The 19,888-nt window shown below is 54.5% G+C and carries 7 protein-coding genes; 2 read left to right on the top strand and 5 right to left on the bottom strand.

Annotated elements, in window-relative coordinates:
* Positions 1-20 precede the first annotated feature (20 nt).
* The 3 genes from ACK3SC_RS18940 to ACK3SC_RS18950 are packed head-to-tail and all read right to left on the bottom strand — an operon-like array spanning position 21 to position 10,845.
* A complete protein-coding gene (locus ACK3SC_RS18940; protein WP_416841816.1) occupies positions 21-4,070 on the bottom strand; it encodes an Eco57I restriction-modification methylase domain-containing protein in 4,050 nt (1,349 codons plus the stop codon).
* On the bottom strand, positions 4,067-8,086 hold the full coding sequence (locus ACK3SC_RS18945; RefSeq protein WP_416841817.1) for an Eco57I restriction-modification methylase domain-containing protein: 4,020 nt from the start codon (positions 8,084-8,086) through the stop codon (positions 4,067-4,069). The genes ACK3SC_RS18940 and ACK3SC_RS18945 overlap by 4 nt, the downstream gene beginning before the upstream one ends.
* Positions 8,086-10,845 carry a helicase-related protein gene (locus ACK3SC_RS18950; RefSeq protein WP_416841818.1) on the bottom strand — a complete coding sequence of 920 codons (2,760 nt, stop codon included), beginning with the start codon at positions 10,843-10,845 and terminating at the stop codon, positions 8,086-8,088. The genes ACK3SC_RS18945 and ACK3SC_RS18950 overlap by 1 nt, the downstream gene beginning before the upstream one ends.
* Before the next feature lie 341 nt (positions 10,846-11,186).
* On the opposite strand from ACK3SC_RS18950, the gene ACK3SC_RS18955 reads away from it, so the two are divergent.
* The gene (locus tag ACK3SC_RS18955; protein ID WP_416841819.1) at positions 11,187-13,712 is read left to right on the top strand and encodes an AAA family ATPase; all 2,526 of its coding nucleotides are present in this window, start codon (positions 11,187-11,189) and stop codon (positions 13,710-13,712) included.
* A complete protein-coding gene (locus ACK3SC_RS18960) occupies positions 13,712-14,977 on the top strand; it encodes an McrC family protein (RefSeq protein WP_416841820.1) in 1,266 nt (421 codons plus the stop codon). The genes ACK3SC_RS18955 and ACK3SC_RS18960 overlap by 1 nt, the downstream gene beginning before the upstream one ends.
* Before the next feature lie 87 nt (positions 14,978-15,064).
* Here the strand turns inward: ACK3SC_RS18960 and ACK3SC_RS18965 are convergent, their stop codons facing one another.
* The gene (locus ACK3SC_RS18965; protein WP_416841821.1) at positions 15,065-18,031 is read right to left on the bottom strand and encodes an AAA family ATPase; all 2,967 of its coding nucleotides are present in this window, start codon (positions 18,029-18,031) and stop codon (positions 15,065-15,067) included.
* Entirely contained in the window at positions 18,028-19,761 is a 1,734-nt protein-coding gene (locus ACK3SC_RS18970; protein ID WP_416841822.1) for a hypothetical protein, read from the bottom strand. The genes ACK3SC_RS18965 and ACK3SC_RS18970 overlap by 4 nt, the downstream gene beginning before the upstream one ends.
* Positions 19,762-19,888 lie beyond the last annotated feature (127 nt).

Genomic DNA, 19,888 nt, shown 5'->3' on the forward strand with positions numbered 1-19,888 from the left:
AGGGGGGCCAATCATGATTCTCAAGATATGTTCAAGCTCACGTTATCGAAATGTTCTAGACACATCTGTTTTCGCTTGTTGTAGCCATGTTCATTGACCTCCAATTTATGGAGAATTTCAAATGAATCAATTAGTTGTTCGAATTCATCTTTGGATAGACCATATGCTTTTGCAATCACTGCATCTAATTCGGCACGAATCTCGCGGCGTTGATCAGAATTCCATTCGAATGGCCCATCATGTAATGGGAATTCCTCCCCGAGGCCGTCGAGCGAGTGAGAAGTCCAGAGTAATTTGAGGCCCTGGTCTATCAGATAATCCGCCAAATTACGCTTTCTTCCCCCTACGTCAGCTTGGTGATTACTCAGATATTGAGGTGTAGGCATGGGCAGTTGTTTCAATATATAGTAACTAACCGATGCCCCACCTAGAGATTGTTGTAATGAAAAGTCAAAAATCAACGAGTTGAATATTGTAGTAAAAATCACAGTATGAGGGGCTTTTTCATCAACATCAAATGCCAAAACTGGCGCTTTGTGTGAACAGGGATGCATCGGTAGTACCGTTCCGATCGAGGTGCGGCTATTGCTAGCTGAACCACCCGTTTCTCTGAAGGCGAACATCCAGTTCTGATCCCAATCTAGTGATTCCTTCCTATCTTCGAAGTCATTTTTATTCACCCAATACCGAGGGATGACTTCATAGTCCTCATTCTTCTTTTGGTCCTCACCCACTTTCTTGGTACCTGCCCGGCGTCCGAATCGTTTATTCTTGGGAATGCCCTCGAAAGTTGCAAATCGATGGTCAAATTGTTGGAATAGTTTTCCTTCCCAAAGAGGCAGGAATTCATCACCATCACCAGCATAAAGATTCCCGTCTTTTCGTTGGTACCCATTGGCTTCCAGATCTTCAAGCGTATTGTCGGCAAATAAATCGGAATCGTTTGCCATATCAAATATCCGGATATAATTCAAATCCCACGTATTTGTCTCGTTTTCTTCATGAATTAGAATAGGTGTGCCTTCGTAGACTGTGACCGCAAGATCACGTTCCTCTTTTGTTTGGAACATAGGACAATTTTTTGTATTCGGATTTATCATCTCCAGCTCGTCTTTTGACATTTTATAGATGCTTCCAGGACTATGTAAATCGTCTAACGTCCAATTGAAGAATGAAAATGAAAAACTATCAGAAGGATATCCACAACCTGTGGTTGTTAACAGACAAAATCGTTCACGGGTTGCGACATCTGGAAACAAGTTGCGTTTATTAACAAAGTCATACAAGGAGTCTAACAAGCGTTGTTCTACTAACTCGGAAAATAAGTCCTGTGTATAATAATCAGTAGCGATGCCGGTCTTGACAATCATACCGCATTTTCCATAATCAGACAATATATCAAAAGTCGATAATTCTGTGAACGCAGGATATGTGTTTATTTCTCCAACGCCGGATAGTCTGAATCTGCCAGATTCTCGGATGAACTTAGATGTACATTCAGCTATGGATTTTGCTTGAGTCCAAGCGGAGTACAATTGTTCATCCTCGGACTCCAATTCGTTGAGTAAGCCACGTCTTTCACTTTTTGAAGTCGAATTTGCGATACGCTCATGTTTCCCTCTGAACCACTCTTTTTCAGTAAGCTCTACCTGCTCCCATGGCGGGTTTCCAAGCACACAGTCAAACCCGCCCTTCTGGAATACGAGAGGGAACTCTAACTCCCAGTGGAAAAACGACTCCCGCTTAGCAATATCCAGGGCCCGTGCACACATCTCATCAATCTCTCCTTGAGGATCGTCCAAGTCATGCGGAGCCTCCCGACGCACCCGCTCAATCGTCCGCGGAGAGGGATACTCCGACGCCGACCCGTCCATCGGCCAGTAGAACGCAGCCGTCCATACGTCATGTACCAACTTCTGGGTCAGTAAGCCATCAGCCGCTTCTAATTTTTCAAAGAGCTTGGCCTTGCGCTCAACGTCGCTGATCGCCGACTCGTCAAGTGCTTCTAACTCTTCAGCCACCTCAAGGTACTCTTGACTTGCGGTGTACCCCCAGTCAAGACCGGCTTGGAGGCCGGCTTCGTCGTCGACGTCCTTGTTCTCGTTCCGAATTCGCTTTCGGATTGCATTACCTGTGTCGTAGCCACAGTCACCTGTCGTCGGATACGCATCAACAGGCACGCCTTGCTGGATCAGCTCTTCAGTGGTACCGATCAACGAGTTCCCCTGCTTGATCCGATGGTCTAAGAAACTGAGCGGCTGATCCTTCACGGCAGAGTTGATCCAAAGGCTGACCTTCGCCAGCTCAACGGCCATCGGGTTCAGGTCTACGCCGTACAGACAATGCTGCACAACCGACCGTCGGGCTTCTCGAACCACCTTCTCGTCCGGATACTCTGTTCCACTCCTAATCTCCGCCAGCCGCTTTCCGAGGTAGTTGTTCGCAGCGATGAGGAACGCGCCGCTCCCACAGGCGGGGTCGACGACGTCGATGCTTAACAGCGCCTCTCCTTTCTCCTCCGGTGTATCAGCGTCGCCGACGCGGTTGTCGACTACGGGCTTGAGCGCACTATCAATCAGCTCATCGACCAGCTCAGGCTTAGTGTAGTAACTGCCTGTCTCCTTGCGATCCATTCCGCGGTCGTCGAGGTAGAAGCTCCCCGAACTGACCTTCTTGTCCTCCAGTTCCACCGCCTTATCTGCATACTTGGGCATGAACTCGAGCAGGCTCTCGTATACTGCTCCAATTTCGTCGACACCGAGGTCTGCGTAGGAGATTCGCTGCTGGTACCCCTCTTGCTCGACGTGGGTTAGGTTGTGAATCGCGTCTAGAAGGGCGTGATTCGGGCAGGTCGACTCAGTCACGTACTCCAGCTTCGAGTCATCAAAGAGCCCGCCGTTGTAGCCCGGAACCGAGAGGACGCTTTTTTCGTCGTCTTCGTACCCATCACCGACGAGACGGAAGGTCACCTGTAGCCCCTCCCAGAGATCAGTCTCCGTATCCCGAGCCTTGGATCGCTCCGATCGATCTCGTAGCGTGTTGATGGAGTACTCGTCCGTGTAGAGATCCCCTCGGTCAGCCATCATTCCGCGCTGCTCAGCGAACATGAGGAAAAGCAGCCGATAGACGACGCGCAGGAGATCCTGGTAGTACTGGTCGGCCTCGTCCTGTCCACCCTCCTTCAGAACGGACCGGATATCGGGAGTGAGGAAGCCGTTCCCCAGTGTCTCCAGCGCCTCAACGACGTTGGACTGTAGGTCCTCACCAATCTTCACGCCGGTTGCGAGCGCAACCTGGTAGAGTGACTCCAGCGGCGACTCTGCGTCAGCGTCGTCCTCATCAGTATCGTCATCTACGACGAAGCGTGAGGCGTGACAGAGCCGGTAGAGGGCCCGGAAGTCCTCGTAGTTTCGGTTGGTGAAAATGTTCTCCAGGTCGAACTCGATGTACCCCCGGGTGTAGGTGTGGTAGTAGTCACGTAGCAGTCGCAGTTTGAGCCCGTCGGCGACGAGACTCCACTGTTGATCGGCGGCGTTCAGGAAGCGCTGGAGTTCGTCGTGGGGGCTCTTCCCGCTCGCTCGGGTCCCGACGTGGTTGCCACTGTCTAGGGGTTCGTCCTTGTCCGGTTGGATCAGATGTGTGACCGGCGGCAATCCGAGGCTTTCCTCTCCGCCGAGTTGTCCCTCCGGCGCCCACCCGTAGTGGGACAAATTCGCTTCTAGCCCGTTTACGCGAAGGTTTTTCGACTGGTACGCCGGCTCGAAGTCGAGGTGCTCCAACAGAGGAATGAGCCAGCGGTCGCGGACCTCGCTCGTATCCATCTCGTAGATGGTATTGTCCTGGGAGATGCTGTCCCAACGCTCTTTGAGGTCCTCCCACACGTCGGCAATCTCGTCGTCGAGTTCCGTCGTCGAGGACGGTTCTTCTCCGTTGAGGGCGAACGTCTGTGGCGCGACGGCAGCCTCACTACACTCCTCTTCTCGGAGTTTGTGGAGTAATTGTTCTGTGAGGATGCCGCCGCTGGGCTCGATGAATGTCGTTTCGTCACGTCGTCGTGTCTGTTGGCTCATTGCTGGGTCACCTCTCTGGTCGTGATGTCGTCCTGCATCTCTTCGAAGCGTTGCTTGATTTCGTCGCGAGTTCGGTAGTAGCCGTGGTTCTCAAGATCCTCATTCTTAATCTGCTTAAACGAGTCGAAAATTCGATCGAAGTCGTCAGCATCGACGCCGTAGACATGACCGATCAGGGCTTCGAGCTCGAAACGGGTCTCCTCGCGAGTCCTCTCTTCGCCAGAGAATTTGTAAGGACTTCGTTCAATTCCAGTCTCCTTCGCATACTTTTCCAGATCCCAGGCAGTATAAGTCAGCTGATTGACCAGGTCACGAATGCGTTTGGCTGCGCTCTCCCCTGAGAAATGGAGTGAATTGAACGCCTTGGGCCCCGGAACTGGGAGCTGTTTGAATATGAACTGACTAAGGTCCGTACCACCAACCTTTTGCCGTGCTACATAATCAAGAACAAAAGAATTGAAAGCTGCTAACAATAGAGAAGATTCGTCTGCCGACGCACCATTGATGTGATACAGTTTACCAGTCGGACATCCAGGAATATATGAAGAAATTACTGTCCTTCTGTCAGTTGCGCGAGCGATTCTCCTGAATGCGATGTGCCAACGACTACCATTCCTATCTTTGTAGTCACTATCTGAGATCCAATAACGGGGGATGACCAATTTCTGTGGGTCGTCCTTTTCATCAACGTCAATGTAATCTAATGCAGAGTTTCCAGTATTATCTGGATCTACATTTTCGTATGTGGCGTACCTATGGTCGTATTGGTGAATGAATTTCGACTCATAGACCGGGAGCTGTGTATCGTTCTCTTTAACAAATTTGTTCCCGACCAACTCCCAACCATTATTCTGCAGCTCGGCCCTAGTTGAGAATAGTGAAGAGTCATCTGACATATTATACATACGGCTCAGAGTTATGTCCCAAGGGTTGGGGTCCGAAACTGTGTCTGAACCTTCTAACTTTAATACACGAGTATTTTGGTAGATTTTTAATGTCAGCTCTTTGTCCCCCTTGTTTGTGAAAGTGGGACAAGTCTTTGTATTTGGGTTGAGCTGCTCTATTTGCCCGCGAGTTAATTCGAAGCGGTTCGCAGGATCGTGCAGCTGGCTGATTCTTGTTAGGTAGAATGCAAGCTCAAATTCTGGTTGAGTATTTTTGTCACCGGTCTGTGTTAGCAAACAGAACTTGAAACTGCGGTGGACTGCTGGGAACATCCCCTTACTATTCTCGAAGTCGTATAATGACTTTAGGCGTTGTTCTTCTACAATTTTCCGGAAGAACGCTTGGGTTGTAGCATCAGTCGCTATGCCAGTCGGAACGATCAGACCGTTGTATCCAACCTCATTGGTATTCTTAAGAGCCCATTCAGTAAACAACGCATAGGTGTTGACGTGACCGCGTCCAGTGAGTTCGTATCGCCCACTATTTCTCATGAACGACATAGCGTCCTCAGCACCCTCAGACGCCAACTGATACTCCTCATAGAGCTCTGGATCCTCCTCTTCAAGCTCTTCAATCATTGACGACCGCTTCGATGCTGTCGACGCGCTAGCAATGTCAGGGCGACTGACCACGAAGAACTTCTCAGTCTCGAAGTTCAACTTCTCCCACGGCGGATTGGCCAACACACAGTCAAATCCACCCTCCTGGTACACCAATGGGAACTCGAGCTCCCAGTGGAAGAACGAATGCGTCTCGCTGAACTCCCGAGCAAGCGCACACATCTCCTCGATGTCACTGTCAGGGTTCTCGAGATTGTGTGGGCCCCCCGTCCGAACTTTCTGAATCGCGCTCGGCGTCGGGTTCTCCGCGACAGAGCCGTCGAGCGGCCAGTAGAACGCCGCAGTCCAGACGTCGTGAGCGAGTCGTTCAGTTTCTAACGCCTGCGACTCCTCGAACTGTTCGTAGAGCTCGGCCTTCCGCTCGACGTCGCTGATCGCATGCTCGTCAAGTGCTTCCAATCGCTTCGCGATATCGAGATGCTCCTGCTCGCCGTAGCTCATCCCGAGCGTCATCTGAGCTTGCGATTTGCCGGAGAACGTCTTGTTTTCCTCGCGTACTCGCTTTCGGAGGTCGTTGCCGATGTGCCAGTCGCGTCCCTTCGACGTCTCGTAGGCGTCGGCTGGAACTCCGTCTGCAATCAGCTCTTTCGTCGCCCCAATGAGCGAGTTTCCCTGTTTGATGCGGTGGTCGAGGAAGCTGAGAGGCTGGTCTTTTACTGCCGAGTTGATCCAGAGACTAACCTTTGCGAGCTCGACGGCCATCGGGTTGAGGTCCACCCCGTACAGACAGTGCTGCACAACCGACCGTCGAGCCTCGCGTACAACCTTCTCTTCGGGGTAGTCCGAGCCACTCCGGATCTTCGCGAGCCGTTTCCCCAGATAGTTGTTTGCGGCGATGAGGAACGCGCCACTCCCACAGGCGGGGTCGACGACGTCGATGCTCAACAGCGATTCCTCTTTGCTCTCCGGCGACTCGTCCTCGTCGACACGGTCATCGACGGTGGGCTTCAGCGCGCTCTGAATGAGCTCGTCGACCAATTCGGGCTTGGTGTAGTAGCTCCCCGTTTCTTTGCGCTCCATCCCGCGGTCGTCGAGATAGAACGTTCCGGAACTGACCTTCCGCTCTTCGATCTCGACAGCCGTCTCCGCATACTGCGGCGTGAACTCGAGCAGGCTCTCATATACTGCCCCGATCTCGTCGACACCTAGGTCGGCGTAGGAAATTCGCTGCTGGTACCCCTGCTGCTCGACATGCGTCAGCTTGTGAATCGCGTCCAGCAGCGCGTGGTTCGGACACGTGGCGTTGTCGATGAAGGCCAGCTTCGAGTCGTCGAAGAGGCCACCGTTGTACCCGGGAACGGACAGCACGCCGTCGTCGCGCCCCTGGCCGACGAGACGGAACGTGACCTGCAGCCCTTCCCAGAGGTCGACCTGCGTATCCCGTCCCGACGCTCGCTCGGCACGCTCACGGAGTGTGCTGATGGAGTACTCTTCCGTGTATAGGTCGCCTCGGTCGGCCATCATACCGCGCTGCTCAGCGAAGAGTAAGAACAGGAGCCGGTAGACGACACGCAGAAGATCCTGGTAGTACTCATCAGCGACGTCCTGACTACCCTCTTCGAGCACCGTCCGAATCTCTGGTGTCAGGAATCCGTTTCCCAGGATCTCCAGTGCCTCAACGACGTTCGACTGGAGATTCTCGCCGACCTTGACACCGGTCGCAAGTGCTACTTGATACAGCGATTCCAGCGGCGACGTAGCGTCATCCTCGTCGCCGTCAGCGATGAAACGCGAGGCGTGGCAGAGCCGATAGAACGCCCGAAAGTCCTCGTAGTTGCGGTTGGTAAAGATGTTCTCCAGGTCGAACTCAACGTAGCCACGCGTGTACGTGTGAAAGTAGTCCCGAAGCAATCGAAGTTTCAGCCCGTCCGCGACGATGCTCCACTGGAGATCAGTACTCGCGTTGAGGAAAGTCTGCAATTCGTCGTGCGGGCTCTTCCCGTTTGATCCGTAGTGGTCGCCATCGTCCAACGGGCGATCCGGGTCGGGTTGCACCATGTGGAGCAACGGCGGCGGGGTCTCCGGTACGTCCGCACCAGCATGCACGGCCTCTTTCGGCGTCCAGCCCAGGTAATCGACCTTCGCTGTCACACTGTTGGCGGTCATGTCCGCCTGGTGGTGCTCTGGCGAGAACCCAAGCTCCTCGAAGAGGCGGCGGATCCATTTCGAGCGTGCCTCAGAGACATTCATCGAGAACACCGCATTGTCCCGGCTGATCTCGTCCCAGCGTTCGACAAGCTCCTCCCAAGCAGCGCTAATCTGCTCTTCAAGCTCAGTCTCAGAGGTCGGTGCTTCGATTGACCCAATCTCGAATGTCGAGGGCTGCACGGCACTTTCGTTACAGGATTCTCCTCGGAGCTTCGAGACTAACTGCTCGGTGAGGATGCCGCCGCTGGGCTCGATGAATGTCGCGTCGTCCGGTCGATTGCGTTGTCGCAATTGCTGGCTCATTAGGCTGGGTAGTAGAGTCCGATAGTCAGCAGGTCTTCACTTGCGACGTCGAGGTTGTCGAAGCCGGCCAGCTGCTCGCCGTAGCCAGCCTCGCGCAACTTCTCGTGCATCTGTTTGCGTTCTTGTGAGATCTCTTCACGCCGCTTATCGGCTCGGTCGTCGATGGCACGTTCGAGCTTCTCGTGTTCGATCGCCGCTTCGATGTCGCGTTTCCACTCCTGCTCGGAACGGCCGGCGTCGGTCGCGTTATCGTCGAGCAACGCCCGTACTTTCTCCTCACTTAGTGGCTCCTCACCGTAGAGCGGAAGCGCCAGCTGGAGTAACTCCTCCATCACGGTCGGTTTCTCCCCCGTGTAGGCGAAGTAGCGGACCTTGAACGTGTAGAGCGCAGTCGTCTCCGACACAAGCGAGGTCCCGCGCATCGACGTCCGGCCATATCTATCCTCACTCGTCAGCGCCACCTCCTTGACTGCCTCGATGAGTCGCTGGACGAGCGGGTGGGCAATGTCGAGCATCTCGACCTTCTCGTCCTCGGCGGCACGGTTGGGGTCAAACGTAACACGTTCGTATTCGTCTTCGATATCCGTCCCGCGGACCTCATCAGCGGTCAGCTTGATCTTGTACGTCCCGTCTACATTGGCGTCGAAGGTGCAGTTGAACAGCCGGAGTCCACTCTTGACGAACGACTCGAGCGCATCCTTCCCGCCAAGCAGCCTCTGGGTCTCCTCTTGGCGTTCCTTTACCTCACTGAGATCGACCTCGGTGTGGTTGTAGAACGATTCGTCCTTGATACGCTCGAGCACCTCGTCGTCGAACGCGCTTTCTTCGGTCTCCCCCCCGGCATCGCCGCCGGCGTAGTCCATCAGCGTCTGCTGTGGCATCAGCTCGCTCAGCTCGTGGGCGTCGAGTAGCTTCAATAGCCCCTCGTCGTCCCCGAGATATGGCGGCGAAAAGCCGTACTCCGAACGGATCTCCTGGGCCTTCTCAATGAGCTTCGTCAGCACCATCCGGTCCATCGGGTCGTCGACAACCATTGTCCGGATAAACACTTTATCGCGCTTCTGGCCGTATCGGTCCACCCGACCGTTCCGCTGCTCGAGCCGGTTAGGATTCCACGGTAGCTCGTAGTGGATGACCTGGTTCGCGGCGTACTGCAGGTTCATCCCCTCACTAATCACGTCGGTCGCGATCAACACGCCTCGGTCGGCGTCGGCGAACGCCTGAAAGCGTTCGTTCCGCTCGGCCTCCCCGAGTTCGCCGTACAGAGTGTGAAGGCTGAGTTTGTCGCCGAGTTTGTCTTCGATATGTTCTTCGAGGTACTCGAGCGTGTCGACATACTTGGTGAAAATGATCGTTCCACCGCTGTTGAGACGGGCAGGGAGCGTCTGCTTAAGCAACTGCTCGAGCTTACTATCCCGAGACTTGGTTACATCCTCTGCCGCCTCTAGCGTCACCTCGAGTGACTCCAGTTCCATCCGGATAACTTTCTCGTCGCCAGTCACGACGCGCTCGACACGCTCCCCGAGTTCGGTCTCGGTGTAGTCCTCGCCTGGGTCGCTGTCTAGTGCGTTGGCCTGTGCCATGTCTTCCGAGATACCGGCGTTTTCGTCGATTTTGCCACCGGACTCTTCGAGCTCTCCCAGTCGATCATTCAGCTTCCCACGGCGGTTCTTGAGCGATCGGCGAAGTGCTTCAGGGCTCGAAAGCGCACGCTTCAGGAAGTGAATGACCGTCCATTGGGCGATGTTACGGTTGTCGGACTCTTTGGCGGCCTCAACGAGTGTGTCGCCGTAGTCCCGAACCGCATCATAGGCGGTCTTCTCGTAGTCTGTTGGTGAGACCTCGACCGTTTTCTGATCTCGCTCTGGGAACGGATTGTCTGCACCCTCACCGAACCACTGCTCGACGTCTTCGCGTCGACGCTGGACGACGTGACGCTTCGCGATTTCGCGGTTGATCTGTGGGTCGTTGGCATCACCCGACACGATCTCGGGGTTGACCATCTTCAGCAGGCTGGCGTAGCTGTCGGTGTAGCCGTTGTGGGGCGTCGCCGTGAGCAAGAGTGCGTGTGTCGCTGCGTCGGTAATCTGCTGGGCGAACTCCCAACGCTGTTTCGACGGTGACTGCGATGACGAGGACGTGTGTGGTCGGCAGGCCAAGTGTGCCTCGTCGATGATAACGAGGTCCCAGTCCTGACTCAGAATCTGACTCCGAATGCGGCTCTGTTTAGCGTAGTCGATCGAAACGATGTGTTTCGAGTAGTACTCCCAGATACTCGTCCCCGGCGGGACGTCTTTCTCCATCACCTTGCGGTTTCGCCGGTTCGTGATCTCCGGTTCGATGTGGAAAAAGTGCTCGAACGCTTCTCGCCACTGCTCACGCAGATTTGCGGGCGTAACGATGAGGATCCGGTCGGCACGGTTGCGCGCCATCAATTCGCTCGTGATCAGGCCCGCCTCGATCGTCTTCCCCAGACCGACGTCGTCGGCAAGGAGGAGCCGGACGGCGGGCATATCGAGCCCCATCACAACCGGCGTCAGCTGGTACTCCGTCGGGATGACCCGGGAGCGCTGCAGGCTCATCAGCGGCGCCGTACCGTGAAGCATCGAGAGACGGTTAGCCCGTATCAGCAGGTCCTGAAACTGGGGACTACCCATCTTCTCTGCCGACGGAGCGGGCAGACTCCCTTCCTCGATCTGCTCGATCGGGGCGTAGAACCGGTGCGTCGACGTCGCGCCGTCCAGCGCCGTCGCCGTCACCTCCTGTCCGTCGATGGCATCGACGCGCCAGAGACGATTACGGTTCCGGATGACTGTACCGGGTAGAAGCGAGTTAGGGTCGAGACTCATAGGTAGCTCTCATTCATGGGTGGTCGAACCTCGGTTCGTGAATAAGTTGACCTGTTTGACTAGCAACTTATACATTGTCCTTGGTGAGGTTGAACGAATGAGGTGCCGTCATTCAAGTATGAAACAGCAATCAGTCTAGTTCTGACAATGTTCGATAATTGGTATAAAGCACATGGATAATTCTTGGTAAACCAAACAGTTCTCTGCACCTCCAAGTTATTAAATAGGTGGCGTGTCGAGAAATCTACCATATGCCGCCTGGGATCGTGCTGGCGTCTGCGACGAGTCCGACTGAACAAGCTGCCTTCGACGAACTCGTTCACCGTGGCGTCGAGTACGATGCCGTCGCCGACTCTTACCCACCGTCGAGCGATCGGGTAGTTCACGCCTGGACGGTCCCGGAAAACGACGACGTCGACCCGACACGCATCTCTGCAGGTGATTTCGTACTCTTCTACAGGGGGAGTAATCGATACAAGTGGGCAGCACAGATTACTCGTGTTGATCAGGACCCCAATCTGGCCCACGACCTGAACACCCGCGTCGACGACGCCGCACCGGCCGGACATCCACACGACGAACTGAGTAACATAGTCCTGTGGCTCACTATTCCAGTCCCAATTGAGATCCAGAGTTTCGAGCTACACGACCTATTTGATCTTGATCAGAAGGCACTCACTCGAACCATTATTCCACACTCCGATGCCATCGAAGAGCTCGTCGAGGAGTACGGGTCGCTAGAGGAGATGCTCACCGCTCACCGCGATCCGCCATCGGTCTTCGTCGAAAAGACGTCATTATCTGATACGCCGTATAAGCAACCGGGTGAAGAGCTTGAGCTGGGCTCAGGTGCGTTCTCGTCGAGCGAGAGTGTTGATAGACGCGACATATACGGGATGCTGCGCGAGCCTGAGGTTGGCGATCTAGTGCTCCACATCCTCACAGACACCCGAGAGTTTCGCGGCGTCTCCATCGTTACGTCGACGCTTCGGGACGACTTCCAGGGCCCCTCGGACGGGTCGTGGACACCAAATTCCGAAGATGGTGGCTACTTCCTCCCTCTGGGAGGGTATAGAGCGTTTGAGAACCCTGTCGACTTCGACGACGCCTTACTTGCCAACGACGACTACCATCCCCGACTCAAGGAGATCTATGAGGTCTACGACGATCTCCTGTACGACCAGAACTTCGAGCTCGTACAAGAAGGGTACTTCACTGAGCTCCCCATCGATTTGCTCTACCTCTTCATCGCCATCGAACCCAGACTTCTAGCGGACATTCGCCGTGTCCACTGGAACCTCCAGCCGCCGGAACCAGCAGACAAGTACAAGAAGGTTTCCGAGACGGTCGTCGACGTCCGGACACGGCTGCCGTTCACATCGACCGGCCAGGATTGGTTCCAAGAGACCTTTACACAGACCCTTATAGAGACGCTCACCGAGTCACTTGCAAGTGTCGAACCCAACGCCGAGCTCGGTCAGACCCAGGCAGTTCACTGCGAGCTGATCAAGCGACTCTTCTTCGCAAATGAAGAGACGCTCACAGCGATAGCAGAGGAAGTCGGCATTGGTGCAACGAACCGAATCAGCCACGCAGAGACGCTCTTTTTTGTGCTCTTTCGCGAGCTACAGTCTCGTGCGGTCGTGAACCCGAACATGAACCAGGTGAAGATAGATACACTCGTCAGCGAGACCTACACCGTCGAAGCGCCGACGCTCGACGTACCCGTCGACGAAAGTGGGTCGCTCGAACCCAGAGAGAAACCCGAAGGGGGTGACGAAATCGCTCGACAGCTGGTCGACAGCGGGCAGATGGTCTTCTACGGACCTCCGGGGACCGGAAAGACCTACACTGCAAAGCGGTTTGCCCACTGGTGGCTCAACGAGCAAGACGGCGTCGACGCGCATACGGGCCAACTAGAGACCGTTACGTTCCACCCGTCGTTCACGTACGAAGACTTCGTCGAAGGCCTAAGCGTCGACACCACCGAAGAGGGATCGGTGACCTATGACGAACAACCGGGGGTATTCCTCGAGTTCGCAAACGAAGCGAAACGCGCCTATCACGCAGCCGGCGACGACGAAGAGGCACCTCGGTACGTCTTGATCATCGACGAAATCAACCGGGGAAACCTCGCCCAGATTTTCGGCGAGATGATTACAGCATTAGAGTCAGACAAGCGCCTCGACGGCGAGAACGAGACCGAAGTCTCCCTTGCTCACTCAGGTGAAGTGTTTCACCTTCCGCCAAATCTCTACCTGATCGGGACGATGAACACCGCCGACCGTTCGATCGCGCTCGTCGACGCCGCCCTTCGCCGACGGTTCCGTTTCCTCTCGTTCCCACCGAAGCTCCGACTCCTTCGCGAAGAACACGAGCTCGGCGACTGGGCCGATGTCGACCGTATCGCCTCCGCACCCAGCCACCCCGATTATCTCCTCGCTCAATCACTAATCGCGGTGTACGAACTGAACAAGAGGATCCGCTCTGAGCACGATCTCGGTCGGGGCAAACAGATCGGTCATTCGTTCCTCTTCGACGTTGACACCGACACAGACATCGTCGACACCTGGCGGTTCGAGATTCTGCCGCTGCTAGAGGAGTATCTATTCGGGCAGTACTCCAGAATCCGTGAGGTGCTGTTCGTCGGCGACGGCGAGACGTTGTTTGACTGGGAGCGTGAGCAGATCAAGTCGTTCGACGCTGACGAGTTGTCCACCGCACTCGAACCGTTTGTCGCCGAGTTCGACTCGTCGGAGGTCACCGACGACGACTGATGGCCGTCTCGACACATTTGGACGAAGCCCAGTTCGCAGCCGACGTCGTGCTCTCGGAGTATGAAGAACATGATGAGCCGATCGAGCTGAGCGAAGCGGCGGCACGAATGCTCACTCAGGAGGTAAACGGCGGCGACGATCGCGATGGCGAGCGGATCAAACTGCGCTACAACCGTGACGGGGAGGCGATCCTCACGGCGACCTCATACGTCGGCATCGTCTCACTCCGGGATGGCCCAACAATCCAGATCCAGCCGAAGGCTGCGGGCACGAACCTCCTCTCGCTACTCCGTTACGCCCACAACACGACGGCCACGACGTTCGAGACACAGACCCCCTATCGACAGGGACAGACGTTTCTCGACGCGCTCGGCGCACTCTACGAAGCCGAGCTGCGACGGGTCCTGAACAAAGGGCTCCACACGGACTACCAGCGAAAGAGTAGCACCGAGCAGCACCTGCGTGGGCAGCTCGACCTCCAGCGTCAGCTCCAGCGTCACCCACCGACGCCTACGGCATTCGAGTGCACCTACGATGAACTGACCCACGACATCACCGCGAACAGAGCAATCCTGTACGCGACCTCGATCCTTCTCGGCCTCGTCTCCGACCCCTCGGTCTCTCGGTCGCTTCAACAGCACCAGCAGCTACTGCGCCGACGGGTCACCCTCGAACCGGTTACAGTCCAGCAGGTCGAACGAATCCAGCTCACGAGACTCTCGGACTACTACGAGGACCTCCTCCGCCTGGCTCGCCTAGTCATCGGCAACGTGTTCATCGACGAGCTCGAGGCTGGCACCAGTGCCTCTTTCGCGATGCTCGTGAACATGAACACCGTCTTTGAGAACGCCGTCGAGCGGGCAGCGCGGGCTGCCGTCACTGACCGGAACGGCTGGCGAGTCGTGCCGCAAGACCGGAGTCAGTCGTTGCTCACCGGTGGCCGTCACAACGTCACGCTCAAACCCGACGTGACAGTGTTCGACGGCACGGACTCTGTACGAATGGTCGGTGACGCCAAGTGGAAAACCAGCTCACCGAAGAATGCTGACTTCTACCAGATGACCTCCTATATGCTCGCACGAGACGCACCGGGCGTCCTCTTCTACCCCGATTGTAACGGAGCAAATGCGTCCCGATCGGTCGTCGCCGAGCAGTATCCGATCGAGCTCGTCGAGCTGCCGACATCGAAAGAGGTCAGTAATCACGGGGAGTTTGTTACAGTGTTCAAGCGGGCTGTGGCAGCATCTCTTTCGGTTACTGAATAGCGCGCCAAGGAAGACCAAGGGTTCAGGTAAGAAACACATGCACAGGCTCACCACCCGGAGGATGACAAGGATAATCCATGCCGGAGCTTATCCGTCAATGGGGATCCGGTCAAATTTTGGCGAGTCACCAATCTTCCGCTGTAACAAGTCTGCAATGTCCTCATTTGCAGTCGCGAAGATTACTTGCCGGTCTTGCTCACCATCCCGGCGTGTTGCTAGCTCAATGAGCAAGTTAAAGAATGATATCGTGTTAATATCGTCCAGATGTGCGAACGGCTCATCTAGCAGCATCACTGGCGGCGCATGTGCATGGGTGAGATTGTTCGTTACGAAGATTGCGAGTGCTAAGGCAGCCCGTTGACCTGAACTCATATCGGTGATCGGCTCTGGCTTCGGGTCATCCTGGCCCCGTCGAATCACACGAACTTCGTCGTCGTCATTGAGTAGCACCTCGTTGAATTGATACGGACGTTGGAACGCCTGAAACAGTGTCGTTATTGCCGACATGTGTTCCCGAACGTATGCTGTGAGGTTCTCGTCACCTCCCGCTTTATCGAAGACGGTTTGTAATCGGTCAATGCCGTCTTCATAACCTTCCTTCCTGTGTCGGTGGTTATCCAGAACGGTTTGATTTTGCTCGATTTGCTCGTTGATTTGTGCTACTGACTCAACGACGACCGCATCGCTTTGGAACTCCGACTTGGCGGTGTGCAGCACTGTTCGATCAGCCGTCACACGAAGCTCCTTCTGTTGGTGTTCTCCGAGTATGTGATCCTCGAGGATTTGAATGCCAGAGTCAAGCTTTATCCGCCGGTCTTTTAGTCGCTGAATGGCTTTCCGAGCGTCATCAATCGGCCTAGCGAAGTCTTCGACAGACTTCTCCAGTGACTCCAACTTCTCAGTGATTTCTTGATGGGTGTCCCTCACTAATTCAATAGCTTCTCCACTGCTAAGGTTCCAGAGCGTGTTTTGTTGGATCGCCTCACCAAACCTGGTGACGTGAGCGTCAGACACGGTTGGCAAAGATTCAAAACTCGCTCGTTCAAACACTCCCCAGAAGTCTTCAGCACGGCAAATGTCACCAAAATGGACCTCGAATTTGTCTGTTACCGTTGCCCAAGTGGGTCGGTTCAGAACTTCGAGTGCAATTTTAATGCCTTCGATATCCGATCGTAGCTGATCGGGGACTCCCGATTCCGGGGAAAGTAGAGTCGCTGGCTGTTCTCGGCTTCGAATCGACGCTTCTGTTTGCTCAATATAACAGGCTGGACAGTGGGCAACCTCGTCAGTAATATCGAGATACTCCTCGGTCTGTGAGCGGATCTCGTCTAAGAGCGCCTCACGCCTCGCCTGCAGGTCAGAAATCTCTCGAATCGTCTCTCGCTTCTCAGAGAGTCTTTCGAGCTCTTTCTCGAGAGAAGCCGTTACCTGTGTTCGCCATTCTTCGAGCGACTCCTCTGACTCATGACTTCCATTAGAGAGAGCCTTCTCTATGGCGCGGAGATCCGATATTTTGAATTCTTCAGTTGAGAGGATGATTGCAACGAATGCGACAGTCGGCGAGGCTTCTCCCCAGCGGGTGCTATTGAGTTCTTCCTGCAGCTCTCTTAGCTGATTCTGCTTATTTTGCAGCTCTTCAATATCCTCAAGCTTCTCAATCGCATTTTCTGTTCGGTTTCCCTCGGTAGCCAGCTCAGATGCTAACGTTTCAGGCATCTTTTGCTCATCGCTGCTCAGGCCCGCACTCTTGAGGCTCTCGTCAAGTCTAGCAACTCGTTCATCCCAGGTTGTCCAGGTATCGACCCACTCTTCGTTGGAGTCCCTACTTTCTTTTTCGTCATCATAGCGTCGCGACGGAGGAGTCGGAACGAACTCTCTCATCCCTGGCGATAGTTCCTCGCGAGCTGTCCGTGCAGTAGAAAACAGGTTCTCTGCTCTGTCTGCCTTATTGTCCAGCTTTCTGATTTCGGCAGTCAACTCCGCAATCCTCTTTTCTTCCTGTTCAATCCGGCTATCGGCCTCTTTCACCAACTCTCTTTTTTCACTACGGGCCTTCGACAACTGCTCTCCGTACAACGAACGTCGGATTGTTTGTTCAATATCTAGGTCTGTATCGAGTTCTGCGAGTCGCGTAGTCGACCCTGCCTCATGATAATTCACATGATAGAACTCGGTATAACGTGTTGCCTTACCCTCCGGTCGGAAGCCGTACCAAGAGCTGATCCGATCAGCCACGTCGGACGTGTCATTCGAAAGCCGAACCGGTCCGTCTCCGTCGCCTGTGAGGGTCACATTTAAGTCACGATATTTCCAGCTCCGCTGAGTTGTCTCACCCCGGATTTGCCCAACCATTCCAAGCGCGGCCGCATCGAGAAGACTAGTCTTGCCACTCCCATTCCGTCCGTAGACAAGCGTGAACGGCTTTGCATCCAACGTTCTCTTGGAAGCTGGCCGGCGGAAGTCTGGCCCCAATTCTACTGAGTCAATGATTCCCCCAGGTCCCGTCGGCAAATTCGGTTTTGTGGGCCCAGCCACCAAACCGCTTCCTTTGCGCAGCTTTTCAAGCCGCTCATCCCGGTTGGTTGAGTCGGTCTCAAACAGGAGCCCCAGATCTGCTTCGAGAATCTCCTGGATGAGTTCCCCCCGGTTGAACTCAACTTCCATCGATTCGAGATCTCGAATTACTGTCTGGAGCGGCTGCAGAAACGCATCCAACGAGCCGATAGAGACGAACCGTCGTATCGCAAATCGCGTGTTAGACTCGAACGCTGTACGCCTTGGTTCGTCTATGTTCATCTCTTCGGGATATGCCCAGAAGAGCTGAATGTTCCACTGGTTCGGAATCTCATCATCATAGAAGAGAACCTCGAGCTGGCGGTTGTCTTCCGTTTCTAGCTTGTCCAAGTTATCATCTGGTTGGATAAACCGGACAAGGATAGTCTCGTCATCGTACCCTCTTCGAGGATGTGTGATTTTGTAGAGTTCGTCCGAACCCTCTACCTGTTCTACGTGTTCTTCATCGTATAGCCGTTCAAGATGATTGTATCCGTTCATAGCGTGATCTCCTCCAATCCATCGGTTGCATCGACTCGCTCAGGATTACGAACCATATTTGAGACGTCCTCATACCCTGCTAGTGTTTTCACTTTACTAGACCTGAAACTAGAAGTCAGCGCAACTGGTTTGAAATTGACACCGTCTACTCGCAACCACTCTACGAACCAGCGAGCTCGGTCGATCTCACTGTTGGGTGTTGAGGTGGGAAGCGTGGTCAAACAGATGGAAATCTGTTCATCCTGATATTCTGCGTTGACCGGAACGTCGGATCGGTCGAACTCACTCCTGAGGACAATATCAGCATCTTTTTCTGCAAATGAGAGTGCTTCCATTAGCCGTTCGGCAATCGTTTCAGGCGCTTCCCTCGTACTCGGCGTAAGCTCACCGGTACCGCGTCGCCGTGGGTGATTCTCCAGGAGATGTCCTAATTCTTCAGACATCTCGCCGTTGAGGGATTCAACAGACTCCCAAGAAACTTTCTGGTTGATGGGGAATTTTTCTGGAAGACTGTCCGCTTCGATTTCTGCACGAAGGAGCGCAGTCAACAGCTCCCGGTTGAGCGGGGTTGTGTTAAGCTGCTCTCGCCACTCTTTGCAGGGGTCCGGTTCAGGCGCTGGATAGACCGGATTTTTTTGTTGGTACTCATCTGCAGCTGTATCGAAGACTGCCGTCGTTGAGACTTTGATATCCGCCATCACCGCCGATCCACTCGGCGTTCCACGGTTTGTCTTTCGCCGGAATATGACTGTACTCACGATGTCATCCGGGATGAGACAGAGATACTCACATCCAATGTCCGGCTGGGTTGCTACCAACCCTCCGCGCTCGTATGTGTCGTTGTACTCTGACTCCAGCGTCGTCGACTCATCCGTTGTAGTGTAGACCCCAGAATAGCCAAAGGGACCGATCGGTGGTACACTACCCCAGTTTGCGACAATGCACGACACCTGGGCATCGGTCTCAAAGAATTCCTGCCGATAGTTGATCCACGTTTTGTTGAATGGATCGGGGTTGCATTGGACATGAACAGAGTACGAGGGGCCGTCCTGGCAGAATGTAAGAACCTCATTCTTGAGTTCTGTATGCATTACATCCGAGCATGTCCACGGAACAACTGCAGCGCCACTGAAAAAGCGGAAGCCCCAGATCTTTGTGCCCTCACAGAGCCTCTTTTGCTCGACATCATTCGCACGGCCGCTCATGTGCTTGTTCTTAAATTGGACAAATAGCGCGTCTTTGTCCTCACCGCGCCTCGCATCCGCAGCTATTGGGATGATTGTCGGCGTGACGAATTCCCCCGGTTTGTCTGGTACGGCCGGGCTCCCAGCAGTTTCACCTTCCGCCGAATAGCAGTCGTACTCTTCATTCAATTCGGCGAGCCTCCTCTCCATTTTGTCTACTTGAACGGGGGCGCACCCAAGGACGAACAGCGGACCCGTATCCGCGAAGAGAATGTCTTCATGATCCTCGATCCAATCGATATTGTAGGCCCACTCCGGCGCTGCTGCGAGGTGGGCGTCCGCTGCGGACGCACGCTGGAGGAACGATTGGGCCTTCGATTGCATGCCGACTGGTTTTGGAAAGACATCGATGTCTTCCACCCTCCCGCGTGGTTGCCAAATCGTAACGATGTTTTGCGAGTCGTCCTCTGCAAACACGTCATACCGCTCATCATCAAACTCAGTGAGAATTTTCCCAGCTTCACGTATTCGGTTGGAGTCAGACATTGGAGATATGCGAGTTACGATATCCAATATCATGTTGTGCTGATATAATTTCGCAATCCGGCGCAAAATTCTCACCCAACAATTGGCATCGACTCGTTCGGTTAGGCGTCTACAGTCCCGTGATGGT

The sequence above is a fragment of the Haloferax sp. DFSO52 genome, assembly GCF_048158745.1.
GTDB lineage: Archaea > Halobacteriota > Halobacteria > Halobacteriales > Haloferacaceae > Haloferax.